The sequence below is a fragment of the Halovenus amylolytica genome, from assembly GCA_004015825.1.
Lineage (GTDB): Archaea > Halobacteriota > Halobacteria > Halobacteriales > Haloarculaceae > Halovenus > Halovenus amylolytica.
This window is the reverse complement of sequence record SAYS01000028.1, coordinates 11904-36713: the sequence shown is the minus strand read 5'-3', so window position 1 is coordinate 36713 and position 24810 is coordinate 11904. Positions and strand designations below refer to the sequence as shown.

Annotated in this window: 19 protein-coding genes, 1 tRNA gene and 2 rRNA genes; 7 read left to right on the top strand and 15 right to left on the bottom strand. The window is 60.7% G+C overall.

Translation table 11 applies throughout. The features are described 5' to 3' along the window. The 4 genes from EOW68_RS18985 to EOW68_RS17160 all read right to left on the bottom strand — a co-directional run. A 23S ribosomal RNA gene (locus EOW68_RS18985) occupies nt 1–1950 on the bottom strand; the annotation flags it as partial. Between the two features lie 193 nt (nt 1951–2143). Next, nucleotides 2144–2215: transfer RNA gene (locus EOW68_RS17170), tRNA-Ala, on the bottom strand. A 132-nt stretch (nt 2216–2347) separates the two neighbouring features. Beyond that, nucleotides 2348–3819: ribosomal RNA gene (locus tag EOW68_RS17165) — 16S ribosomal RNA — on the bottom strand. A gap of 804 nt (nt 3820–4623) precedes the next feature. Next, a complete protein-coding gene (locus EOW68_RS17160) occupies nt 4624–4935 on the bottom strand; it encodes a non-histone chromosomal MC1 family protein (protein WP_128226387.1) in 312 nt (103 codons plus the stop codon). Between the two features lie 237 nt (nt 4936–5172). Between EOW68_RS17160 and EOW68_RS17155 the strand changes: the two genes are divergently transcribed. Both EOW68_RS17155 and EOW68_RS17150 read left to right on the top strand, forming a co-directional pair. After that, a complete protein-coding gene (locus EOW68_RS17155; protein ID WP_128226386.1) occupies nt 5173–5370 on the top strand; it encodes a hypothetical protein in 198 nt (65 codons plus the stop codon). Nucleotides 5371–5383: 13 nt separating this feature from the next. After that, the gene (locus EOW68_RS17150; protein ID WP_128226385.1) at nt 5384–6439 is read left to right on the top strand and encodes a quinone-dependent dihydroorotate dehydrogenase; all 1056 of its coding nucleotides are present in this window, start codon (nt 5384–5386) and stop codon (nt 6437–6439) included. Here the strand turns inward: EOW68_RS17150 and EOW68_RS17145 are convergent. Both EOW68_RS17145 and EOW68_RS17140 read right to left on the bottom strand, forming a co-directional pair. Continuing rightward, nucleotides 6434–7768 (bottom strand): sulfatase, encoded by a 1335-nt coding sequence (locus tag EOW68_RS17145; RefSeq protein WP_128226384.1) that lies wholly within the window; start codon nt 7766–7768, stop codon nt 6434–6436. The two genes, EOW68_RS17150 and EOW68_RS17145, sit on opposite strands and share 6 nt — an antisense overlap. Nucleotides 7769–7828: 60 nt before the next feature. Then, entirely contained in the window at nt 7829–8056 is a 228-nt protein-coding gene (locus EOW68_RS17140; protein WP_128226383.1) for a hypothetical protein, read from the bottom strand. Between the two features lie 94 nt (nt 8057–8150). Between EOW68_RS17140 and endA the strand changes: the two genes are divergently transcribed. After that, on the top strand, nt 8151–9200 hold the full coding sequence (endA, locus tag EOW68_RS17135; RefSeq protein WP_128226382.1) for a tRNA-intron lyase: 1050 nt from the start codon (nt 8151–8153) through the stop codon (nt 9198–9200). 24 nt (nt 9201–9224) lie between these two features. On the opposite strand, the gene cobA is transcribed toward endA, so the two are convergent. From cobA to EOW68_RS17100, 7 genes are all read right to left on the bottom strand, one after another. Continuing rightward, nucleotides 9225–10064 carry a uroporphyrinogen-III C-methyltransferase gene (gene cobA, locus EOW68_RS17130; RefSeq protein WP_128226381.1) on the bottom strand — a complete coding sequence of 280 codons (840 nt, stop codon included), beginning with the start codon at nt 10062–10064 and terminating at the stop codon, nt 9225–9227. Further along, nucleotides 10057–10341: a DUF6360 family protein gene (locus EOW68_RS17125; protein WP_128226380.1), complete on the bottom strand. Its 285-nt coding sequence runs from the start codon at nt 10339–10341 to the stop codon at nt 10057–10059. Before EOW68_RS17125 ends, cobA begins: the two co-directional genes overlap by 8 nt. Nucleotides 10342–10343: 2 nt before the next feature. After that, the gene (locus EOW68_RS17120; RefSeq protein WP_128226379.1) at nt 10344–12107 is read right to left on the bottom strand and encodes a nitrite/sulfite reductase; all 1764 of its coding nucleotides are present in this window, start codon (nt 12105–12107) and stop codon (nt 10344–10346) included. 300 nt (nt 12108–12407) lie between these two features. Beyond that, nucleotides 12408–13613 carry a type IV pili methyl-accepting chemotaxis transducer N-terminal domain-containing protein gene (locus EOW68_RS17115; RefSeq protein WP_128226378.1) on the bottom strand — a complete coding sequence of 402 codons (1206 nt, stop codon included), beginning with the start codon at nt 13611–13613 and terminating at the stop codon, nt 12408–12410. A gap of 110 nt (nt 13614–13723) precedes the next feature. Further along, nucleotides 13724–15040 (bottom strand): MFS transporter, encoded by a 1317-nt coding sequence (locus tag EOW68_RS17110; protein WP_128226377.1) that lies wholly within the window; start codon nt 15038–15040, stop codon nt 13724–13726. 490 nt (nt 15041–15530) lie between these two features. Then, nucleotides 15531–17612 carry an assimilatory nitrate reductase NasA gene (gene nasA / locus EOW68_RS17105; protein ID WP_128226376.1) on the bottom strand — a complete coding sequence of 694 codons (2082 nt, stop codon included), beginning with the start codon at nt 17610–17612 and terminating at the stop codon, nt 15531–15533. 227 nt (nt 17613–17839) lie between these two features. Beyond that, entirely contained in the window at nt 17840–19423 is a 1584-nt protein-coding gene (locus tag EOW68_RS17100; protein WP_128226375.1) for a tryptophan--tRNA ligase, read from the bottom strand. Nucleotides 19424–19700: 277 nt separating this feature from the next. Here EOW68_RS17100 and EOW68_RS17095 point away from each other — a divergent pair, with 277 nt between their 5' ends. Then, nucleotides 19701–20549 carry an aldo/keto reductase gene (locus EOW68_RS17095; RefSeq protein WP_128226374.1) on the top strand — a complete coding sequence of 283 codons (849 nt, stop codon included), beginning with the start codon at nt 19701–19703 and terminating at the stop codon, nt 20547–20549. A 22-nt stretch (nt 20550–20571) separates the two neighbouring features. On the opposite strand, the gene EOW68_RS17090 is transcribed toward EOW68_RS17095, so the two are convergent. Beyond that, on the bottom strand, nt 20572–21087 hold the full coding sequence (locus EOW68_RS17090; RefSeq protein ID WP_128226389.1) for a fasciclin domain-containing protein: 516 nt from the start codon (nt 21085–21087) through the stop codon (nt 20572–20574). A gap of 202 nt (nt 21088–21289) precedes the next feature. Beyond that, nucleotides 21290–21415: a hypothetical protein gene (locus tag EOW68_RS18980; RefSeq protein WP_431359029.1), complete on the bottom strand. Its 126-nt coding sequence runs from the start codon at nt 21413–21415 to the stop codon at nt 21290–21292. Nucleotides 21416–21598: 183 nt separating this feature from the next. Between EOW68_RS18980 and EOW68_RS17085 the strand changes: the two genes are divergently transcribed. The 3 genes from EOW68_RS17085 to EOW68_RS17075 are packed head-to-tail and all read left to right on the top strand — an operon-like array spanning nt 21599 to nt 24809. Continuing rightward, on the top strand, nt 21599–22966 hold the full coding sequence (locus EOW68_RS17085; RefSeq protein WP_128226373.1) for an extracellular solute-binding protein: 1368 nt from the start codon (nt 21599–21601) through the stop codon (nt 22964–22966). Then, complete coding sequence (locus EOW68_RS17080; protein ID WP_128226372.1) at nt 22956–23921, top strand: carbohydrate ABC transporter permease; 966 nt, start codon at nt 22956–22958, stop codon at nt 23919–23921. Before EOW68_RS17085 ends, EOW68_RS17080 begins: the two co-directional genes overlap by 11 nt. Beyond that, entirely contained in the window at nt 23922–24809 is an 888-nt protein-coding gene (locus tag EOW68_RS17075; protein WP_128226371.1) for a carbohydrate ABC transporter permease, read from the top strand. Nucleotide 24810: the final 1 nt, after the last annotated feature.

Below are 24810 nucleotides of genomic sequence, written 5' to 3'. Positions count from 1 at the left end.
TTACCCCCGCCGTTGACGGGTCCTTCGTCCTCTTGTACGAGGTGTTCAGATACCCGCACTGGGCAGGATTCAGTGACCGTACGAGTCCTTGCGGATTTGCGGTCACCTATGTTGTTATTAGACAGTCGGAGCGTCCGAGTCACTGTGACCTGCTCATTTCCTGAGCAGGCATCCCTTCTTCCGAAGGTACGGGACTAACTTGCCGAATTCCCTAACGTCGGTTGTACCCGACAGGCCTAGGCTTTCGCCGCCATGGGCACCTGTGTCGGTTCTCGGTACGGACACAGTGCTTGCCTTTTCACGGGCTCTAGGTTGAACCAACTTTCGCTATCCTGCCGTTCGTCCGCTTCGTGCCGTTACGGCTTCCACGGATTTGGACAGTTCGGCCGGGCGAGTGCCCGGCTTGGTCGACCCCAGAGCGTTGGCGTTGAGTGCACTGTGGCACTGGAATATTAACCAGTTTCCCTTTTGTCGTATTCGAGTTGCGGTACGACTTAGGACCGGCTAACCCTCGGTTGACGAACAGTGCCGAGGAACCCTTGCCCTTTCGGCCGTCAGGATTCTAACCCGACTTTCGCTGCTACTACGACCAGGATTTTCGTCACCACGCGGTCCACACGAGCTCTCGCCCATGCTTCCATCCACGCGGAGCGCCGACCTACGCAACCACTCTGTAACGAGTGTGGCTAGGTTTCGGTGGTGGATTTGAGCCCCGATCATTTTGGGCGCCTCGAACCTCGGCCGGTAAGCTGTTACGCTTTTCTTAGAGGGTAGCTGCTTCTAAGCTCACCTCCCGGCTGTTTAGGGCTCGAGACAACCTTCGATCGCACTTAATCCACACTTTGGGACCTTAACCCAGCGCTGGGTTGTCTCCCTTATGGTACACAGGCTTACCCCGCGCACCGGACTCCCCGCGTCGACAGCGTCCGTGAGTTCGGAGTTTGACAGCCGAGCCGACCTCTCTCGAGGGCGGACACGGCAATCGGTCGCTCTACCTCACGGACTACCTCGGCGGAGGTCATGCTTCGACATGTTTCGGTCGGAACCAGCTGTTGCCGGACTCGATGGGCCTTTCACCCCTATACGTAGATCATGGGAGGGTATTGTAGGACACCAACCCTTCGGGCTTCCACATGACTTTCGTCATGCTTCACCCTGTCCACGCATAGATCGTCCGGATTCGGGTCGTGCCCGTCTGACTCCCCGCGCTTGAACACGGCGGCCCTGGGGCAAAGCCCTGCGGCCATGTTGGTTTCCCTGTGCCTACCCCGATACTCGGGTTAGGCTCGCCAAACAAGCACACTCCCTGGTCCGTTTTTCAAAACGTACGACAGAACACCGGCTTCCTGTGAGTCCTACTACAGCCTCGCGGCTGGATCGTTTTTCACAGGACCTTTTGTGCCCTGTCGCTCCATCGCCACCTGATTTCAGGCCCTATTTCACCTCCCGTTGGAGGATACTTTGCAGCGTTCGCTCGCGCTACTTGTTCGCTATCGGTCTCGGAGAGTGTTTAGCTTTAACAGTCGATGCCTGTCATATTCACGAGGGATTTCCAACCCCCGCTACTCCGGAACTACCTCACACTGTACTAACTCCCAGTACGGGGTTGTCACCCTGTTTCACGCTCCATTCCAGGAGACTTCGTGAGAGTTCTCGAGTGTTGGTGGGTAGCCCATACACCACATTGGTCGTGAGACCTTCAGTTTGAGCTGTATCGCGTTTACCCGCGGTTACTAACGACATCACGTTGCGTTTTCTCTTCCTGCCGGTACTAAGATGTTTCAGTTCCCGGCGTTCCCCATTGCGCGAAGCAATTGCGGTGGGGATTCCCATTCGGAAATCTCTGGTTCTTCGCCTCCGTGCGGCTCCCCAGAGCTTATCGCAGCTTGGCACGTCCTTCGTCGGCTTCCGAGCCGAGCCATTCACCAGGCGGCATAGCAGCCACTGTAGTGACTCGGTGAACGAGTCCAGTGGACGCCTGGATCGCACGTACACACGGTGTCATGTACACCCCTCTGTGCGAGGAGTGGGTGTATCGACCCTTCCTATCCGCGTTTGCACGGGATAGTGCATCGGTCCTCCGTACCCGAACGAACGCCCTGTCCCACTTAAGGGACACGACTTCAATCTCGGGGACGGGATATGGACCCACTGGGATTTGAACCCAGGGCCTCCGCCTTGCAAAGGCGGCGCTCTGCCACTGAGCTATGGGCCCGTCCGCCGTACACGTTAGCCCTGGTAGTTCTTAGGTGCCCGATCGACGGTGCTGTGCCGAACTTTTGCCTCCGATATGGGACGCAATGTCCCGTTGAAAGTGGGCCGAGGGCTGCGCCTCGGTCCCGGTCAGTGGAGGTGATCCAGCCGCAGATTCCCCTACGGCTACCTTGTTACGACTTAAGCCCCCTTGCGAAGCCCAGATTCGACCTGGGTATCCAGGCCTCATCCGGACCTCACTCGGGTGCTTTGACGGGCGGTGTGTGCAAGGAGCAGGGACGTATTCACCGCGCGCTTATGACACGCGATTACTACCGAATCCAGCTTCATGAGGGCGAGTTTCAGCCCTCAATCCGAACTACGACCGAGTTTAGGGGATTAGCGCTCCCTCTCGGGATTGCATCCCACTGTCTCGGCCATTGTAGCCCGCGTGTTGCCCAGCACATTCGGGGCATACTGACCTACCGTTGCCCGTTCCTTCCTCCGCTTTGGCAGCGGCAGTCTCCCTAGTGTACCCAACCACCAATGGTGTTGCTGGCAACTAAGGATGCGGGTCTCGCTCGTTGCCTGACTTAACAGGACGCCTCACGGTACGAGCTGACGGCGGCCATGCACCTCCTCTCAATGGCTCCAGTAAGGTCATCAACCTGACCTTCACTGCACATTGTCGGTGCTGGTGAGATTTCCGGCGTTGAGTCCAATTAAACCGCAGGCTCCTCCGGTTGTAGTGCTCCCCCGCCAATTCCTTTAAGTTTCATCCTTGCGGACGTACTTCCCAGGCGGTCTGCTTCACGGCTTCCCTACGGCACAGCGCAGGCTCGTAGCCTGCGCCACACCTAGCAGACATCGTTTACGGCCAGGACTACCCGGGTATCTAATCCGGTTCGAGACCCTGGCTTTCGTCCCTCACCGTCGGGTCCGTTCTCTCGAGGCGCTTTCGCCACCGGCGGTCCGTCCAGGATTACGGGATTTCACTCCTACCCCGGACGTACCCCTCGAGTCTTCCGGCCCCAAGCCAGACAGTTTTCGCTGGACGCCCACGTGTTAAGCACGTGGATTTCCCAACAAACTTGTCCGGCCGGCTACGGACGCTTTAGGCCCAATAAAATCGGCCATCACTCGTGCTGCCGGTATTACCGCGGCGGCTGGCACCGGTCTTGCCCAGCACTTGTTCCTGTACCACCTTACGGTGCAGAAAAGCGAGGACTATATGCCCTCGCACTCGGAGTCCCCCTATCGCACTGTCGTGCAGTGTAAAGGTTTCGCGCCTGCTGCGCCCCGTAGGGCCCGGCATCTTGTCTCAGATACCGTCTCCGGGCTCTGACTCTCATCACCCGTACCGATTATTGGCACGGTGGGCCGTTACCCCACCGTCTACCTAATCGGCCGCAGCCACATCCTATGGCGCCGGAGCGTTTCCAGCTTCCTGTAATTCCAACGTAGAAGCTGTGTCAGCGATTAGCCTCAGTTTCCCGAGAGTGTCGCTGTCCATAGGGTAGTTTGGCCACGTGTTACTGAGCTATATGCTACGAGTCTAAACTCGTACAACTAGCATGGCTAAATCGGACTCCGATAGCAATGGCCTCCGGCAGGATCAACCGGAATGTGCCCACGTAATGTGGGCGGTTAGGCGGGAAACACACTGTAAAGTGTGTTGCTATCGAAAAGCTCGGGACACCACTGTCGATCGGGTGTCACCGAACTACCAGGGCTAACATCAGATCCCATCTATACGGCGGACCGCAGGGGTGGAATCCTCATTTCTTTCGGACCTATTCGTAAGCCAGAGAGGGTCTTAAACCCTTCGAGTTGGCCCGAAACTGGTCCGGGTGCGGTCGGGCCGAACCCGACCGAACCGCGCTTGCATTCCCACCGGAATGCCCTGTTGTACTTAAGGGCGTCGGATCACGTTCGATCCGACCTGCGTCGGGTGGTTTGCGGATGCATTCCAACCGAACGTTTCCCGTTGTATAAGGGCATCGAACCGGCCCGAATGGCCGGGGTGCAGGTGGGTGTGCTCTCGACACCCTGACGTGTTTGCATCGGGTGCCGTCACGGTTCGGCGGGCACGAGCCCGCACCGCGAATGCATTCAGTCACGAGGGGGTTGGATTACTTAAACGCAACGAAGGAGTCGGCGCTTCGTCATGCGGTCTCACGATACAATACAGACAGGTTCGACAACGGGAGAACACAGCAGTCGCTGGCACCGATCGGCGCTGTCGAGAACTGTTGCGCGGCCGGAGGCCGGCTTCTCATCCCGCGCGTGTGCGCTCGGTCGAACCGAATGATAGCCGCGCACCCGACCAGATGGCTGGGAGCTATTTTACTCCAGCGTCTGTCGACGGTCGGTACTCCAGACACTCGGTCTACCAGTCGAAAAATCGGAGTGAAAACCGGGACTGCGCTGCTAGATCTCGTCGAGGTGCTCGACCCCCTGTTTCTCGACGTTACCCTTCGTGATCTCCGATGGCATCCAGTCGGGTTTGTCGTCGGGCGCTTCCTCCTCCCACGCCCACCCCTCGTAGATGTGGACCTTGTGGGTGCCCTTCTCGCGCAGGCGAAGCTCTTCAGTATCGGCAGCGTCTTCGGACGAGGCCGGATCGAGCCGCCGTGCTGCCTTCAACGCAGCCTGGCGGGGTGTGCCACCCGAAAAGACGCTACTTTCGTTACCTCCCTCCTCTCTCAGTGCGAAATTACGCTTGTCGTTGTCGCGTGCCATGGTTTCACCGCTCCATGTCAAATCAGCACATGACCCATAATAAATATATCCCCTAATCGGCAGCCGACGGCCGAATTATTTATAAGTGATGATCGAACTTGGAGGAGCGGATCAGCAAAGACCACTGAAAATCGGGGGAAGAGTAGGGGCAGGCATCTCGCGCGCGGTCGAAAGCCAGCGACTGCGCGCGGTAAGCTTAAGTAGATGCTCCAGTGAAAGACGGACTAGAACACCGCGATGGTCCGAAAGAAGAAGCTCAGTCCGAGTGGCGCGAAAGACGAAGACGGTGAGTACCACAACGTTCATATCAACCTGCACGAAGACGAACTGGCCGTCGCCGGGATGGAGATCGGAGACGAGGTATTCGTCAGGGTCCGAGACAACAAGATAATCATCCAGAAAGCGGATCAGGACGACGTCGAGCACGACTTCTAACCCCAGCAGCTAGATGACAGGATTATACACAGTTGCCAAACCGCTTCTGTTCCAGCTCTCGCCGGAAACCGCCCACCGACTCGTTCACCGTGGCCTCGAACTGTTCCAGCGGACACCAGCCCGGTCACTCGTCAGTCAGCGATACACCGTCGACGACGACCGGCTCGAAACGACTGCGTTCGGTCAGCAGTTCCCGAACCCCGTCGGTGTCGCGGCAGGCTTCGACAAAAACGCCGAGATCGTTCCAGCGCTGGGTGCGCTCGGATTCGGCTTCGTCGAGATCGGTGGCGTCACAGCACAGCCACAGGCCGGAAACGCACGCCCACGGATGTTCCGGCTCCCCGAAGACGAGGGGTTGATCAACAGGATGGGGCTGAACAACGACGGCGCCGACGCTGTCGGGAGACGGCTCGCGGCGATCGACGTCCCGTTTCCGGTCGGCGTCAACATCGCAAAATCGGAGACCGTCGATCCGGAGAACGCCCCGGCGGATTACCGGGAGACCTACCAGCACGTCGCCGAGGGCGGCGATTTCTTCGTCGTCAACGTCTCCTGTCCGAACTCCCAGGGGTTCGAGGAGCTCCAGAACCGCGATTCGATGGCCGCGATCATCGGCGAGTTGCGGGCGGCCGGGGCGAGACCCCTGCTGATCAAACTCTCGCCGGACCTCCCCGAGCCAGCGATCGACGACGCCCTCTCGATCGTCGACGAGTTCGATCTCGAGGGCGTGGTCGCGACGAACACCACGACCTCGCGACCTGCCTCCCTGCGGTCGCCAAACCGTGTCGAGGGGGGCGGTCTCTCGGGCAAACCGATCGAGTCGACGGCGACGGAGATGGTCGCCTACGTCGCAGGGCGAACAGACGTGCCTGTCGTCGGCGTCGGCGGTGTCGCGACGGCACAAGATGCCTACGAAAAAATTCGCGCGGGCGCGAGCGTCGTCCAGTTGTATACCGGACTCGTCTACGAGGGCCCCACGATCGCCCGGGATATCAACCGTGGACTCCTCTCCCTGCTCGAACGGGACGGGTTCGACTCCATCGAGGCGGCAGTCGGCGCGGATCTATAGCATCGTTTTCGCCAGTTGCCGATCGAGTTCGAGCGACTCCGAAAGTGCAGCGTAGCGTTCCCGGGCCAGCTTCGGCAGTGAGCCGTCTGCCGTCTCGGGCAGTTCGAACAGCCACTCCTCGCCGTCGAAGGAGATCAGTTTCGCCTCGTCGGTCCGGGCAAAAGAGAGAGACTCCCCGAGAAACTCGGGATCGTACCGGACACTGTCACCCCAGAGAAGCTGTTCGATGTCGACCATCGGCGAGGCGTAGGAGCCGCGTGCGATATCGTCTCCGATCCCGGAGGCGAGCGAGCGGTGCGGATGGGATTGCAGCCCAGTCTCGTCGAGAACCGTCTCGAACAGCCGGCGAATCTCGACCTGGTCGTCGATCCGGTCTGGCCCGCCGTCGGGGAACTGGATCGCGAGCGGAACGGAGACGACGCTATCGAAGACGCTGAACTGGTGACCGATTCGGTCGAACTCCCCGAGATGTTCGCCGTGATCGGAGACCAGGACGACGAGGGAGTCGTCGAGAACACCGGCATCCCGGAAGCGATCGAGGAGGGCAGCGAGTTTGTCGTCCAGGGTTCGCAGATCGGCGTCGTACAGCTGGCGGAGACGGGTCAGCGAACGATCGGCGAGTTCGTGGTCGCCCATCGTGTACGCACGTTCGCTCTCCGGGATCGGTGCGTCGGCGAGTTCGGGTTCGACGAACCGGTCGACGTACTCCGGGGCTGGCGAGCGGGGAAGATGTGCGTCGATGAGGTTACAGAACAGAAAGAACGGTGCATCTGCCCGATCCAGTACGTCGGAGACACGGTCGAGAACCCCGTTGTCGGCCGGAGCGTCGGGATCTGTGGTGACCGCGCCCTTCGTTCGAGACGCAGTAAACAGCCGTTCGATCGGCTGTCGGACGGCTGCGGTACTGGTGACCCAGTTGACTGGCGGGCCGAGGATGTCGGCAGCCACCGCGGATTCGGTCACGCCGGAGCACATCTGAAACTCGTCGAATCCACGGGCGAACCCCGTCGCTGGCCGGACGTAGCTGTTCGGAGAGATGCCGTAGGTCTCGTACCCACCGGTGGAGAGCAGTTCCGGGAGGACCGCATCGGCCGTCAGTACCGGCCTCGTGATCGTCGCGCCGTGGTCCGAGGGGTACTCGCCAGTAAAGAGGGATGCGTGAGAGGGGACCGACCAGGACGCCTGTGACACGGCATCAGTATACAGCGTCGCGTCGGCCGCGAACGCGTCGAATGCGGGTGTCGTCTCCCTGTCGTAGCCGAGTGCAGAGACCCGGTCGGCCCGGACGGTATCCAGGACGACGACGATCACATTCGGCTGGGTGGCCATCGTTGCTAGTTCCACACGACTAGAATATATGTCCAGTGGGTCGATACGGTGACGGCGCCCTTACTGACCCTCGAAGGTCAGTCCGGAGCCGCCAGCGACGATCGCCGCACCGGCGATGATCGTCGCACCGAGAACGACGAAGTCGTCGTTGGGGTCGAGGTTTGCGAGTCCCGCTGCCACGTCGACGACGAAGACCGTCACGAACACGCTCAAGATTGCGAAGACGAGCATGACAACTGCGGCGATGATACTGGCTGCGAGTGCGCCGAAGGAATCGAGTAGTCCCATATGCACTCTCTTTGACGAGTGTCGAACAGATAAGTCTTCGAACCGTCGACGACCGACCGCAGACACTTTGCCGCCGGACGGCCCACGGAGAGGTATGAATCTCACGTTCGATGGGGAGTCTGTCAGCGCGGGCAGTGACGCCCGCGAGCGATTCTACGACGCCCGTGGCTACGGCAGGCCAGCGGGTGCCGATCTGACCCTCGCCCCGGTCGAGGCGGCCCACCTGCTGTATCGCGGTGATATCGAGACGGTACGGGACAGCCGTGAGGGATCAGGGCTGGGTTTCAGGGAGTTCCTTTGCTCACAGGCAGTCTCCGAGGTCGATTTTTTCGTCTACAAAGATCTCCGCGACAGGGGCTTTTACCTCTCGCCTGTCGCGGACACCGACGAGCAGACGGATTTCGTCGTCTTCCCGCGCGGCGACGGACCGTGGGACGATACCGTCGCCTACCGTATCCGGGCGATCAGCGAACGGACAGATCTCTCGGCGGCTTCACTCCGATCGTTCGCACAGTCGACGATGGAGGGGACAGCCGTCCTCGCTGTCGTCGACGAGGAAAGCGAGGTGACCTATCTAGAACTTAGCGAGCGACCAGTGTCGGGATCGACCCACCACGAGATTCCGCGGGTGACAGGCGAGTTGCTGGCCGATCGGGTCGTGGTCTGGGAGCCCCCCGAGCCCCTCCACGAGAAGGGATTTTACGGCCAGCGTCTCGACCAGGCGGGCGACCCAGTTCAGCTATCGCTGATCGAGGCGGCCTATCTCGCCAGCGAGGAAATCCTCGACATCGAAAACGGCGGCGGCCAGACCGCCGAGGCGGCGATCACCGAGCGCGGTCGAGCCGTGGAGGGAGACCGGTTCGACCGTCGGTCACGGGTGTACACCGACCTGCGAAACGCGGGCGTGGTTCCGAAAACCGGGTTCAAGTTCGGTGCTGACTTCCGGACCTACGAGGACGTTGAGTCCGTCGACAACCTGGGTCACTCGGAGCTGCTCGTCCGTGTGCTTTCGGACTCCCACGTCTTCGAGCCGCGTGATCTCGCACTCGACGTGCGACTGGCTCACGGCGTCAGAAAACGGATGGTGTTCGCGCTGGTCGACGAGGGGATCGACTGGCTCTCGGTAACGCGGTTGACACCCTGAAAAGGAATCGACGGCGCGAGACGGTCAGTCGCCTTCAGCGCGCGAGTGCTGACTCCCGCTGGAGAGCTGGCTCGACAGTGACGCCAGACAGGAGTCGACAGCATCCCGGACCTCGACGACCTCGCCGACGAGCGTCACTGCCGGCGGAGAGATATCCACGCACTCTGCCCGGTCGACGATCGTCTCCAGCGTTCCCGTCACGACCTGCTCGTCGTGGTAGGTCGCTCGCTCGACCATCGCGACCGGTGTGTCGGGATCCAGGCCACTCGCCTCCAGCGCGGCCGTGTTGTCGGGCAGTCTGCCGACGCCCATCAGGATGGCGAGCGTGCCACCGGCGTCCGCGATGGCCGCGAGTGCATCCCAGTCGATCGCGCTCTCTTCTTTCGTTGGGTCCTCGTGGCCGGTGACGACGGTGAGCATCGAGGCGTGATCGCGGTGGGTGACAGGGATGCCTGCGACAGCGGGTGCCGCGATCGCGCTCGTGACACCGGGGACGATCTCGAAGTCGACGCCAGCAGCTGCTAGATGTTCGGCCTCCTCGCCACCGCGAGCGAACACCGTCGGATCGCCGCATTTGAGGCGAACGACGCGCTGCCCGTCGCTCGCGTTCTCGACGAGCAGGTCGTGGATCTCTTCTTGGGTAGTTCGCTCGCCGTTCGGGCCGGGCCGTTTCCCGACGTCGACGAGCGTTGCGTCGGCTGGGCACGAAGAGATGACCTCGTCGTGGACCAGCGAGTCGTGCATGACGACGTCGGCGCTGTCGATCAGCCGGCGGGCACGGACAGTCAGCAGGTCCGGATCCCCCGGCCCAGCACCGACGAGATAGACAGTGCCTGGCTGTGCCGTCCGGTCGGCGTCAGTCATCGTCGACCTCCATATCGACCCGATCCGCAGCCTCCCGGAGTTTCGAGGCCAGTGTCCGGGCCTGGTCGGGGAACAGTTCGACGTGGTCCGCGTGCTGTTCGGTCCGTTCCTGATCCATCGGGTCGAGTTCTGTGGAGAGGCGGACGACACCGTCCGCCTCGTCGCTGTCGACGTTCAGAACCATGATTCCGTCGTTCTCCCAGTCGATTCCCGCTGCCGATCCCTGCAGGTAATCGAACGTCGTGTACGCCGTCACATCGAGTACGCGCTTGCTCATTATCAGTCATCAGCCGAGATTGGGCTCCCGTCCGGTCTGGTCGGTGCTGGGCTCTCGTCGTCTGCGAACGGGTACCACGACTGTTTGGCGTCGTGCAAGCAGGGATCGTCGTAGTCCGTCTCCACCGGTTCGGTGAGATCGATGATCGATTCGACACCCATCTCCTCGACCCACTCGCGGAACGTCTGCTCGCCCTCACGGTGGGCGACGTAGGCCTCGATGATCTGTTTGAGCAATCCCGGCACCTCGTCGGCCGGCACTCGCTGGTGGACCCACTCGATGAAAGAGGGATCCTCGCCGATGCCGCCGCCGATGCCGACATCGAGTGCCTCGACCATCTCGCCGTCTTTCCGGGCGCGCATCCCCTGCAGGCCGATGTCGGCCGTCATCGCCTGGCCACAGTCGGCCGTACAGCCCGAGTAGTGGATCTTGATCTGGCTCACGTCGTCGGGGACGTCGACGTTGTTGCGCAGCCAGCGGAGCGTCCTGGTCAGTCGCACCTTCGTCTCCGTCAGCGCCAGCGAACAGAACTCCGTCCCGGTACATGCCTGCCCGCCGCGGACGAACGGACTCGGCTCGGGCGTGTGCTCTTCGAGGAGTGGTTCGGAGAGCAGCGGCACGATGTCCTCGTCGGGGACGTCCATGATGATCGGGTTCTGGCGGCGCGTCAGCCGGACCTCACCGGAGCCGTACTCGGTGGCGAGGTCGGCCAGCGCGATCGCCTCCTTCGCGGTGAGGCGACCGACGGGGACGCTCAACCCGACGTAGTTGAGGCCATCGCGCTGTTCGTAGACACCGACGTGGTCGTGGGGACCCTCCTCGCGTGGCTTGCCGGCGTTGTAGGTGTACTCGTCGCGGAAGTCCTTGCCTGCGGGTTCGAACTCGAACTCCAGCCGCTCGTCGAGGTCGTCCCGGATCTTCTCCGTCCCGTGTTCGTCGACGAAAAACCGACCGCGGTTGTTCGAGCGGTTCTCGCGGTTACCGAGTTCGTGGTAGTACTCGACGAACTCCCGGACTGTCTCGACTGCCTTCTCCGGGGGGACGAACAGATCGAGCGGGCGGGCGCGGCGGGGCTCGCGGCCGCCGAGGCCGCCGCCGACACGGACGTTGAACCCCTTGCGTTTCTCGCCGTCGGCGAGCTTCCAGGCCGGTTCGAGGCCGATATCGTTGATCGAATCCTGTGCACAACCCTGCCGACAACCCGACACGGAGATATTGAACTTCCGGGGCATGTTGCAGAGGTCGTCGTCGCCGCGGATCGTCTCCTGGATCTCGTCGAGGATCGGCCGGGACTCGATGATCTCGTCGGCCTTCCCGGCGACCGGACAGCCGGAGATATTTCGCATCGTATCACCGCCGGAGGAGCGAGAACTCACACCGACGCCCTCCAGTTTCTCCCAGATCTCGGGGACGTCTTCGAGGTTGATCCAGTGGAGCTGGATCGACTGTCGGGTCGTGAAGTCGATGTAGCCGTTGCCGAACTCGGGGTTCTCGATGGGACCGGTCGCGTACTCCCTGGCAACCTGGCCGATCGCACGGAGCTGGTCGGGTCCCAGCACGCCGCCACAGTTCGTCAGTCGCATCATGAAATACGACTCCTGTCCCGACCGCTGGTGGAACACACCCCAGAACTTGAACCGTGTGAACCACTCCTCGCGTTCGTCCTCCGGAATCGAGTCCCACCCTTTCTCCGCAAATTCTTCGAGTTTCTCGCGTACTTCGTCTCCGTACAGTTCGCCTTTGATATCTTCTTTTTTGTGAGCCATAGTACCTACCTAAATGTTTGATTTTGGACGTAGACACTTCGTCTTCGACCGGTTATTCACGTATCATTATCCGTTCTCGGAACCATAAAACACTGACTGTTAAAATACTCCAAATATAAGTCCCTACGTCAAACGCTCGTCCGATATAAGGACGTCTCAAATGAATATTAGGGGATATTTCTTCAACATTACTCCCGGAAAGTACACTGTTCGTCCAGTTTATTATCTCATTTCGGACAGACATAATCAGTTGAGGCTGTCAGTCCCACGCGCGTCCGCGTGCGAGTCAGCGAGCGGCGGTCACGGACTGGAGAGATCGAGTGATTCGACGAACTCCGGATTGAACTGTGAGTGCTCGACGACGATCAGGGCATTATTTTTGAATGGCTCCCAGGCAGCACGCACCCGATCGATTTCGTTCCACACTTCCCGGGGTGCGTGGTCGAGGTCGATACCGCGGTGTGTTCCGCCCGCAGCCAGTGTTTCGAGTGCGTGGTCGAACTCCTCGACGTAGCCTTGCAGGTCGGCTTTCGCCTCCCGGACCGTCGCCGAGTTTGCGCCGGCGCGTTCGTTTCTGGCTATGAAAAACGTCGTTTTCGCGATACGCTGGCTCAACATTCGCTGTCGTCCAGCGACATTCACCTCGTCGGTGACGTCACGACCGTCATGTTCGGTGTACGCCACGACGAGGTCCTCGCTCCGGTCGAGCAGCCGCTCGTTGTGGGTTTCGAGATACTGGACGGCGGCCTCGTAGGTCGGGTTGATCAGGGCGATCTGTTCCCGATCACCGGCGGTCCCCACGGTAAACGTCCGGAGCGTTCCTCCGAGATCGGCCACGATCTCGGACAGTTCGTCCGTCTGCTGGTCGATTACCTCGAGCGTGTTCGTCTGGTTCGTGACGGCGGTCGACGCCGACTCTGCGTGTTCGACGGTCTCGCAGTTCGACGTCGCCTCCTTGAGCGTCGAGACAATTTCGTCGACTGTCGATTCGATCCCTTCGAGTGTCCGGGCGGTCCCGGCGGTTTCTTTCTGGAGTTCCTGTAACTCCGAGACAGATGCCTCGTCGAGGTCACCAGTGTCAGCCGCGTCGCTGGCCACCTGTGCGGAAAGTGACGCGACGCCATCAGCCGATGACGTAACTTTCCCGAGCGTTCTAGACAGTGTCAACGTCTCTGCCCTCGCGTCTCTGAGTCCCTGGCGCTGGCGAGTTGCTGCCGTCACGGTCGCTTCGACAGCGTCGGCAACGGTTTCGGTTTCCCGCTGGAGTTCGGTAGTCCGTGTCGATACCGTCTCTGCTGTCGTCGAAACCTGTACCCCGAACGACTGGGTCTCGATAATCATGCTCTCGATGTCTCGGACCAGTTCGTTGATGCTGGAAGCGAGTTCGTCGAACTCTGTGTGTCCCCAGTCCGTCTCGACCCGGTGAGTCAGGTCGCCGGCCGCAATCCGGTCGATACTGCGGTTCAGCTCCGCAATGTCGGAGTCAGCGACTCCACCAGGATCCATGAGATGTCGATTACATTCGTTCACGTAAAAACCGCACTCTCTATACAAATTTTGCTAAATTCCGAATACAGATTGTAAAATGGTCGGTTATAAACGTGAAAAGAGAGAAGTTAGTCGTCAGAGCTTGCGACCGGCGCGTTCGGCTCGCTGTCCGAGATAATGAAGCCTTTCTCGGTCGCAGTTTCTGCGACGTCGGGCTGGAACACCCACGCCGAGAGCACGAGGATCGGGATCATCGTCACGCCAGCAACCATGAATCCCCAGTGCAGACTCGGCAGCAGTGCCGACGAGAAAATCACTGGGTAGAAGATCCCACCCGACGAGCCGATCCCGCCGACGATACCGGCGACACTGCCCGAGTCGTCCGGGAACATCGACGGCACCTGGGCGAAGATCGCGCCCTCGGCAAAGGCACAGCCGAGGCCGACACCGAAGGCAGCGACGACAGCCACGAGGATGTTGCCGGTCAACCCGGCCGCGGTCATCGCGAACATCGCGAGGACGATATACACGAGCGTCATGAACGTCCACTGTTCGCGGTGACGGCCATCGAAGGCAGAGATCGGGTTCAATCCCTTCCGGTAGAACAGGTCACTGATGTATCCGCCGAGCGGGCGGAGCAGTCCGGCAGCGATCGAGAACGTCGCCGCGAAGCCCGCAGCGATTGCCAGCCGGCCCTCGCCGAACGCCTCGCGGTAGTACGTCGACAGCCAGCCGTTCATGCCGAGTTCGAGGCCGAAGGACATGACGTAGGCGATGGCGAGGACGACCGCACCGTGTCTGCTCGCGACCCACAGCCACTGTTTGAAGCCGACACCCTGCTTGGTCGCCTGGCGTTTTGCTTCGCTCTTTGCAGCCTGTCCGAGAAAGAGGTACAGAAAGCCAACGACGATGGCGGCGGCACCGGTGTAAAAGAACGCTGCTCGCCAGTTAGTATCGAACAGAGGACCGCTGTACCCTTCCCCGAACAGCGACGGCAACAGCAACAACGAGCCGAGACCAGCCCCAGCGTTCCCGATTCCGGCGTAAATTCCTTCCGCCAGGCCGAGATTCTCCTCTTCGAACCACTCGGAAACGTGCGCGATCCCGATCACGAAGGTGATGCCCGCGAGCGAGGCGACGATCCGGGAGGCGATGAACACCTCGTAGGTCTGGGTAAACGCCGAGACGATCGCAGCAGTTCCGACGATCATCATCGTCCCGAAGGCGGTCACCGGCGCACCGTACTTGTCGGTCAGCGGTCCGATGACGATCCGTCCGAGCGGGACGGCGACGATCGCCGCGCTGGCGACGATCCCGAGCTCCGACACCGAGAGACCGAACTCTTCGGCGATCCCGTCGGTGTACGGTGCGAAGGAAAACCAGATCGTGAATCCGAGGAAGAAAAACACCGTCGCCAGACTCAGGTTCTTCCACTTCCCTTTCATCGCTGGCTCACCTCTTCCACGACGGGTTCTCGTCTAACTATACCGGTTTTTGATTCATGATCATCCAGATATTTTGGCATCTGGAATACGTTCGTGTACATCAACGGTAGAAAGATTCAGGTTAAGACATAAAACTATTCGCGTTTACAGACATGCAGAGCAACCGCAAGCAGCTACAAATCCAGCCAGCATTCTATCGTGTATAGTGTCCTTAAGGCAATATACTGTTCAATAATAAATCGATTTATTAAAGAATCGGCCATTTTTATAAGATATCATATAAATCAGATCTGTCAATGACGGATACGAAACGGTAGGGCTCGCGCAAGAAACAGGCCACAGAGACGATCTATCCCGCTAAATCGGGCGGTTCAAAGTACGATCCGTCGAGAAAGGGGGCAGACATGGCGGGCCAGCGGTCTGTCCTCCCGGATCGTCACATCGGGACAGGCAGCCACCCGGCCAGCGAGCAATCAGAGTGTGGTCGACGCTATTCGGTCGGGGACTCGAGTCTGACAGCACACTGCTTGAAGTGTGGTTCGTCGGACTCCGGGTCGGTGTCGGGGAGTGTGAGTCTGTTCGTATCTGGGTGGTGGATCGACAGCCAGACCATCCCCTCCGGAACGCCCGCGTCGGGATCGAGTTCGACCTCGGCACGCCCCCGACGTGAGACGACAGTCAGCCGGTTCTCTGTGACCAACTCGTCGTACTCGTCGATCAGACGGGGGTTGATTCGCGCGACGACGGGGCCGGGGTCCTCGACAGAGCGGGATCTGATCCCGGTGTTGTATCCGTCTTTCTCGCGGGCTGTCGTCAGCGTGACGGGGAACTGTTCGTCGGTCGGTTCGGGGAGTCGCTCCTGGGTGCCCGTCGAGAACTGTGCACGGCCGGTCGCTGTCGGGAACGACCAGCGTTCGGCGGGTGCAGCGGTCGCACCGTCGCCGGCCAGTTCCTGGTGGTAGCGGTAGCCGCCGGCCGATTCCTCGTCGGGGGCGGGCCACCTGACGGCGAGTTCGTCGTCGAGGCGCTCGTAGTCGATACCGGAGCAGTCGGCGTTGGTACCGACCGTGAGCGCTGTGAACTCGTCGAAGACACGCGCTGGATCCGGTCGGTGGCGCTCGAAGAGATCGGGGGCGAGGCGCTTTCCGATCGTCGCGATAATCTCCAGATCCGAGCGGATCCCGCTTGGCTGCTCGGTCGCCGCGCGCACGCGGGAGACGTTCCGTTCCATATTGATCGCGGTCCCCTCGGATTCACCCCAGGTCGCTGCCGGGAGCACCACGTCGGCGATCGCTGTCGTCTCGGTGTGGAAGGCATCCTGTGCGATCACCGTCGCCTCTTCGAGGCGCTCTCTGGCCGCCGAGGCTTCGGGCATGCCAGCGACCGGATTCGTGGCGACTGTCCAGACGACCTCGACCTCGTCGTCGATCGCCTCGACCATCCCGACGGGGCCGGGACCGGTCGAATCGGGGAGTCGGTCGACTGGAATCCCCCACTCGTCGGCGATGAACTGCCGTTCGTCCGGGTCCTCGAACGGGCGCTGTCCGGGCCAGGTTCCCTTGGAGGAAACGACACGCGTCCCCATCGAGTTCGCCTGTCCAGTCAGCGAGAACGGGCCACTGCCCGGCTTCAGGTTGCCCGTCGCCAGACAGAGATCGATCAGTGCCCGCGCCGTCTCGGTCCCCTGGACGTGCTGGTTGATCCCCATCCCCCAGTAGAGCAGCGCCTGCTCGTCGAGGGCGCTCGCGAGTAGTTCGATTGCTGCCTCGGAGACGTCGGCTTCCTCTCTGGCGTCCTCGGCACTGGGAAGCGAATCCAGCAGATCGTCGAAGCCGTCGGTCGCTCGCTCGATGAACTCGTCGTCGGTCCGGTCGGAGTCGACGAGTTCGGCCAGCACCGCCCGCGCGAGTGCCAGATCTTTCCCCGGCTCCGGTGCGACGTGGTGATCGGAGTTCTCGGCCGTCTCCGAACGCATCGGATCGACCGTAATGAGTTCGACCCCCGCCTCGTCTGCGGCTTGCTGAATCCAGCGGAACATGACCGGGTGGGCAACGGCGGGGTTCGCCCCCCAGACGATGTGTCGGTCGGCCTCCTCGATATCGTCGTAGGTACATGGTGGCGCGTCGCTGCCGAAGGCCTGGTAGTAAGCAGTCACCGCACTCGCCATACAGAGTGTCGTATTCGCGTCGTAGTTTCGCGTCCCGATACCGCCGCGTGCCAGTTTCCCGAGCAGATAGGCCGCCTCGTTGGTCTGCTGGCCGCTCCCGAGAATACCGACGGCGTGTGGACTGGACGCCTTTGCATCCTGCAACGCTTCCAGCGCACGGGCAACTGCAACGTCCCAGGTCGTCGGGACGAGTTCGCCATCCCGACGGACGAGCGGGCGCTGTAGCCACTCACCCTGTGGGTTCTGGCTCTCCCGAATCCCCCGGGAGCAGGCCATGCCACGGCTGACCGGGTGGCTCACGTCACCACGCGCGACAGCGATCCCCGATCCCTTGTCGGGCGCCTGGTGCATGTGTCCACAGCCGACTGCACACCGCATGCAGGTCGTGGGGACCCAGTCGCTCACGGCTCGCTCACCGGTGTGGAAACCAGCAATCGGGCAAAAAGAGTTGCGTTCAGTTGAAATGCGGTCAGGATACTGGAGGTCATTACACTACTGTCCTCCTTCCGTAAAAAAGTAGTTAGCCATCTGTACAACACTTGCGGGTTAAGATGATCGGATACCGACAAACAGTTCAATTTATGAATAAATACACCAGGAGGGGCAGCAATAATCGGACGAATGTCTTGCCCTTATCTTCTATCGGAATCGAACTCGATATCCAGCTCGTCGAGTTTGTCGGCCCACTCGTCGCGTTTCTCCTGGTGGTTTTCGAGGAACTGCTCCATGAGGCGTGCTGCCTGCTCTTTACAGTCACCGCAGAGCCGTTCGCCGTTCGCACACTCGTCGTAGACCTGTTTTGCCAGTTCGTCGTCGTCGTGTGCCAGGAGATAGGCGTACAGTTCGTAGACTGGGCATTCGTCCGGTTCGCCGCCGAGTTCCCGCTGTTTTTCCGCCGTTTCTCGACCGCCGGTGGTCGCACTCTTGACCTTGTCGTAGCCAGTGTCGGGGTCGTCGAGGAGGCTGATATGCGAGGCCGGAATCGACGAGGACATCTTGCCGCCGGTCAGTCCGGTCATAAATCGGTGGTAGATCGAGGATGGCGGCAGGAAGCCGTAGCCGCCGTTTTCGATCTCGACCTCGCGAGCGATCTGTTCGGCTTCCGTCTTCGTCAGATCGAAGGTATCGATATGGGCGTCGTAGACTCTCTTCTCGCCCTCGACGGCCTCGATGAGTGCCTCGAACGCCTCGTCGGTCGCGTTGCGGACGACGATGCGAGTCCGCGGTCGGAGTGGTTCCTTCCCGGCCTCTTTGAGCAGTGTGATCGCCGTATCGAGCGTCGTCGCTTCGACATCTGTCGCGCCGGGTTCGCGTTCGTTTTCCAGGTGCGTCGCGGCGTCGGAACACCGGATCGTCTCCTCGGGATGGCGCTCGGAGAGGGTGTCGTAGGCCTCCCCGATCAGTTCTCGCTCGGCCGGATCGGCCTCGAAACTCGCGTACGCCTCGGTGACGCCGAAGAAGCTGACGCGGGCGGCGAGATCACGGGCGAGGCGAACGTGGGGGTCCTGGTCCGGGCCGACGGGGATGACCGTCGGTTTCGGCTCGTCGAGCTGTGGATAGAGGATATCGGCCATCTGCGTGACGACCGACTGCATGTGTGAGACGTCAGTCTCGCCGTCGAAGTCGTAGATCGCCGCAAATTCGGAGAAGTTGGCCTCGATCCCGAGTTCGAAGGCCAGATCCTGCACCTCGCGGTTGGTCGACTGGCGGTAGAGTTCGCCCTCCTCGGGGTCGAAACCAAGCGCCAGCAGCGAGAGGATATAGTTGCGGGCGTGTTCGTCGATCTCGTCCCAGGAGAGCCCGCGGGCGCTGTGGGCTTCGAGATCGGCGATCAGCCCGTAGGCGTCGCCGCCCTGCTGCTGGTGCCAGATGATCTCGTCGAAGACCAGTTTGTGGCCGATGTGTGGATCGCCGGTCGGCATGAACCCGGAGAGGGCTGCGAACGGCTCGTCGTTGACCATCGCGTCGACGACCGGTCGGTAGTCGCGGTGGCCGAAGATCACGCCGCGGCGCATCAGGTAGTGGGCATCTGGGACCGAATCGAGGATCTCGTCGAACTGTTCGATCCCGAACTGCTCGAACAGTTTCCGGTAGTCGGAGACGGTCGAGGAGCCCCACGGGTCGAGTGCAACGTCGTCGACAGTACCGCCGTCTGTGGCCAGTTCGCCAGCAGTCTCACCGTCGGGTGTCTCCCCGTCGGAACGTTCGCGTGTCATCGAATACGCGTAACTCAGCCGAGGTACGCAAAAAGCGTTCGCCTTGTGTGCTAGGAGTTCTACGGGTTGTTAGGGTGGATTGTTGCGTTGGCAGTGTCTGATTCGGGGAGGAGAGGAGTCACACCAGCAAGAAAGTCCCGCCCGGCCTGGAAAACGACATCGGGCGGAACTGAAAGGGGCGAGGCGCTTTCTTGCTGTGATAAATTTGGATAGTGCTGTATTCTTTAGCCATCCCTCGACCACTAGGGACTTTTGTGCTCGCTGCCCACCAGTACCTATGGAGATCACAAACGAGAGCGACACGTTCGAACTCGGCGACGGCCTGACTGTCAACCGACTCGGCTACGGTGCGATGCGAATCACCGGCGAGGATATCATCGGTCGTCCGCCGGACGAAGACGAAGCCCGGGAAGTCCTCCAGCACGCCGTCGATCTGGGTGTCGATTTCATCGATACGGCAGACTCGTATGGCCCGGGCGTCAGCGAGCGTCTGATCAGGGAAGCACTCGATCCCGAGGATGCAGTCGTCGCAACGAAGGCCGGACTCCTCCGGAACACCGACGGGGACTGGCTCCCACACGCCTCGCCGGATTACATCCGGAATCAGGTACTCGTGAGCCGCGACCGACTCGGCGTCGAGACGATCGATCTCTACCAGTTGCACACCCCCAACTCGGACACACCCTTGGAGGAGAGCATCACCACCTTCGCAGAGCTGAAAGACGAGGGGCTGATCGATCACGTTGGCGTCTCGAACGTGAGCGTCGACCAGCTAGAGACTGCCCGCGACCACGTCGAAGTCGCGACTGTCCAGAACCAGTACAACCTCACGAACAGAGACGACGAGGACGTCCTCGCAGCCTGTGAGGAGTACGGAATCGGCTTCATCCCGTGGTTCCCACTCGCGGCCGGCGGTGTCGACGATACCCTCGTCGACGAGATTGCAGCGAACCACGACGCCACCCAATATCAGATCGCGCTGGCGTGGCTGCTGGAACACTCGAACGTGACACTGCCGATCCCCGGGACGTCGAGTATCGAGCATCTCGAAGAGAACGTCGCCGCGTCGGCGATCGATCTCAGCGCCGACGAGTACAATCGACTTACCGACGCAGGATCGTCCTGAAAAGGGAACTGCCGGCTATCGACTACGGCAGCAACACGCCGTCGATGACGTGAACCACGCCGTTGCTGGCCTCGATATCGGTGGCAACGATATTTGCCTGGCCGTCGTTGAGCTCGGTACCGTCAACGTCGACCTTCTTACCATTAAGTGTCTTTACCTGAGGAGCGTTAACGATTGAGGATGCATATCGACGTCCGGATGTGACGTGGTATTGCAGGATGTCTCCCAGGTCGTCACGCACCAGTAGATCCGCCAGTTCAACACCTAGTGCGTCTGCAAGGTCTTCGAAAGCCTGGTCGGTTGGTGCGAACACTGTCAGCTGACGATTGCCACTCAACGTATCGACGAGGCCTGCCTCCTGTACTGCAGCGACCAACACATCGAAACCGTCCGCCGCGATAGCAACATCTACGATCGTATCATCACCGCTTGCTCCCTGTCTTTTTCCGTTCCTCGCAGTTGCTGACCCGACTCCTGCCGTCAGAAAGATGCCTGTACTCCCGATCACTTTCAGTGCCGTTCGCCTGCTTTTATCAATCATAAATGTACTCCAAGGAGAAGTTAGCTTACGTTGATATAACTATTACACATTGTATCAACCTAATGCGATTAAAAATTAACATATTTGTGAGGCGCTTTTATTCAAGAACACGATAGTTCGTTCCACGGTTACACTCGTTCGCGCGGTTACCAGCTATCCTTGCTCGGGGTGAGATTCGACGGCTCCGCACATCGTTCGGTCAGAATGCCAGCGTGATACAGATCGTCTTGAGCTGAAACACTGTCGGGAGGGGGTAATAGATAGAACCGTCGAACAGGGCGGACTGCCGGAGATCGTCGTCACCGGTCAGCACCCGCTCGCGCACGGTCTTCCTCCCCCTATAAAAAGGTTCCACCGCGAAGGTCGGGTGGCTCTCGTGTAGCACTGAACGAGAGCAACGAGCGTCGGTGCACCGTTCAGGTCGTCGCGGCGTCGCTGGAGTTCTGCGGCGAGCAGTTCCTGTATTTTCGGGGACAGTTATTTGTTCACAGGACCCTGCACAACTGTTATGCCAGAGAACATTTCAAATAAACACCAGAAACCGACGCGGCGAACGTTTCTGCTCGCAACCGGTGGGATAACCACGGCGGCGATCGCCGGGTGTGCAGGGGACGAAGAGGACGACAGTCTGGTCACTCACAACCGGGTGGGCAACGGCGATGTAGCGTTCGATCACTGGACGAGCGCGTTCTACAGCCCCGACGAGGATGAAAGTCTCCAGCCCGAGACTGCGTCTGCGATGCGGACCCGGTTCGAGGAGTGGGCAGAGGAGAACCCGGAGTATCAGGCGAACCTGGTCTACCAGTCCGACCTGGACCAGTGGGAGTCACAGCTCGTCACGCGGGCCAGTAGCGGGGAGGCACCGCCGTCGTCGACGCTCGACTCCGTCTGGGTGCCCGACAACCGGGAGTACCTGCAGCCGCTCAACGACTACGTCGACGACATCGACGACTTCTTTCCGTTCGTCCAGGAAACCGCGATGGAGAACGGTGATCTCCTCGCAGCGTGGTTCTACACGGGACTTCGCTGTCTGTACTACCGGGTCGACCTGGTCGAGGAGTACGGTGACGGTGAGCCACCGCGCACGTGGGAGGACGTACTCGAGGTCGGCGGTGCAATCGCCGACGGTGAGGGGATAGACGGGTTCACGCTCCAGATGAACGCGCTGGACACACTGCCGTTCTTCTGGGGGCAGGGCGGCGAGCTGGTCGACGACGGTACGCCCGTCCTGGGCAACGAGGACAACTTCGACGCACTCCTGTCGACGTTCGAGTTCTTCGGCGACCTCGTCGATCAAGGGGTTACCCCACAGCGAGTCGGCACGCTAGATGACCCGGCACAACTCGGTGAGGAGGCGGCCAACGGCCAGTCTGCGATGTTCATTGGCAGCAACTCGCGATACCAGATCAGTGTCGAACCGAACGACGACAACCCCGACCGCTGGGACGTCGCAGAGATCCCGATGCGGGAGGCCGACCAGTTCGCTACTGGTGTCGGCGGCTGGACGGAAGCTGTCTACGCCGACGAGGGCGAAGTTGCGGAGGCCGCCAGATCGTTCGCGGCGAAGGCGGTTGAGCCGGAGACGATGGGTCGGTACTGCGAGGCGGGATCACAGCTCCCGACCCGAGCGTCCGTGTTCGACGACGACGACCTCTTCAGCGGCGACACGTTCCGGTTCCAGGACCAGTTCCGGACGTTCCTGGAGAACGGTGTTGCCCGCCCCAGCGCCCCGATATACTCCGAGGCGATCGAGGAGGAGTGGGTGACGGCAAAAGAGCGGGTATTCACCCGACAGTCCTCACCCGAAGAGGCGGTCGGGACGATGCTCGACAACATCGCCGAAGCGTACGACGGCGACGTCGAATATGAAAGCTGAAAGCCGGGTAGAGGACCCCTCAGTCGGGACGCGCGTTCGCAGGACGATCGCCGACTGGACGGACTGGGGAATCGTCGACAGGCTGGTCTCGCGGCCGCTGTTTTGGCTCCTGCCAGCGCTGGTTTTCATCACTGTGTTCCAGCTGTATCCTGTGTTCGAAGTCTTCCGGATGAGTCTCACCGACACGAGTCTCATCAGCTCCGAAGAGTCGTACGTCTGGCTAGAGAACTACCGGCGGTTGCTCGGGAGCGAGCGGTTCTACTCGACGCTCAGAGTCACCGGCATCTACTCGATCGCGAGTGTCGTGCTCCAGATCGGCCTCGGGCTCGGGCTGGCGCTTTCCATCGACTACGGCGTCAGGCGTGGACTCCGCGGTCCACTTCTGACCCGTGTCGTCGTACTCAGTGCCTGGATCGTCCCGGGGATCATCATCGGTCTCGTCTGGCGAATTATGCTACTGGAGACCAACGTCGGGGTGGTGAACAACGCCTTAGATCGGCTTGGGTTCGGTATCGTTCCGTTCCTTTCGGACGCACAGCTGGCGTTGTTCTCGGTCGTCGCCGCCGGCGCGTGGCGTGGCACCGCGTTCTCGATGATCATGTTCTACGCCGGTCTCAAGCGGGTCCCGGACGAACTGTACCGGGCCGCAAAGGTCGACGGAGCGGGGCCGCTCGCACGGTTCCGCTACGTCACACTCCCACAGCTCAAGCCAGTCATGTTCGTCGTGACGATTCTCGTGACGATTTATTCGCTGAACTCCTTCGATCTCATCTTCGCGTTAACCAACGGTGGCCCAGGCCGGGCGACGGAAGTCATCGCGCTGTCGATGTACAAAACAGCGTTCAACAGCTACCAGATGGGGATGGCCGCCGCGACGGCAGTCGTCCTGCTGGTAGTGACGCTTACTGTCACGGCGATCTACTTCCGAGTGTTCGATATCAGTGAGGAGATATAGATGGCAGGAAGTACTGACACCACCGTCGACGGTCGTCGGGCGGGGATCTCCTGGTCGCGTATCCGTCGGTACGGCTACGACGGACTCACCTATCTGGTCTACGCCCTGGCGATCGCCTTCTTCCTGTTCCCGGTCCTGTGGGTACTCTCGCTCAGCCTCAGAACCGAAGGCGCAGTGTACACCTCTCTCGAGTTGATTCCGAGCGACCCGTCGCTCGGTTCGTACCGCGAAGTTCTCGACAGCGGTATTCTCGGCTGGATGGGTAACACGTTGTTCGTTGCCGTCCTCTCGGTCACTGGCATACTCGTCGTGACGACGCCAGCAGCGTACGGTTTCTCACGGTTCAGGTTCCGCGGCCGACGGACGCTGCTTCTGGCCGTGCTGGGATTCCAGATGATCTCGCCGATCGTGATCGTGCTCCCGCTGTACGAGATCATGCGAACACTCGGGCTGACCGAGAGCCACGCGGGGCTGGTCCTGTTGTATATCGGGCTCCAGATTCCCTTCTCGCTGTGGCTGTTAAAAGGCTACTTCGATACGATTCCGACGGAACTGGACAAAGCGGCACGGATCGACGGCTGCAATCGGCTCCAGACACTCCGCTACGTGCTGTTACGGCCGGTGATGCCCGGGATCGCCGTGGTTGCCATCTTTAATTTCGTGCTGACCTGGTCGGAGTTCGTGATGGCGTATACAATGCTCAGTTCCGGGGGAGAAGGGCTCTACACCCTCTCGATGGGTATCTACGTGTTCGACAACCAGCTGGCCACCCAGTGGACCAACGTCGCCGCCGCAGCTGTCGTCGGTATCGTACCGATCATCGTGTTTTTTGTGGCGTTGCAGCGATACTTCGTCCGCGGGCTCACCGAGGGAGCGGTCAAAGGATAAC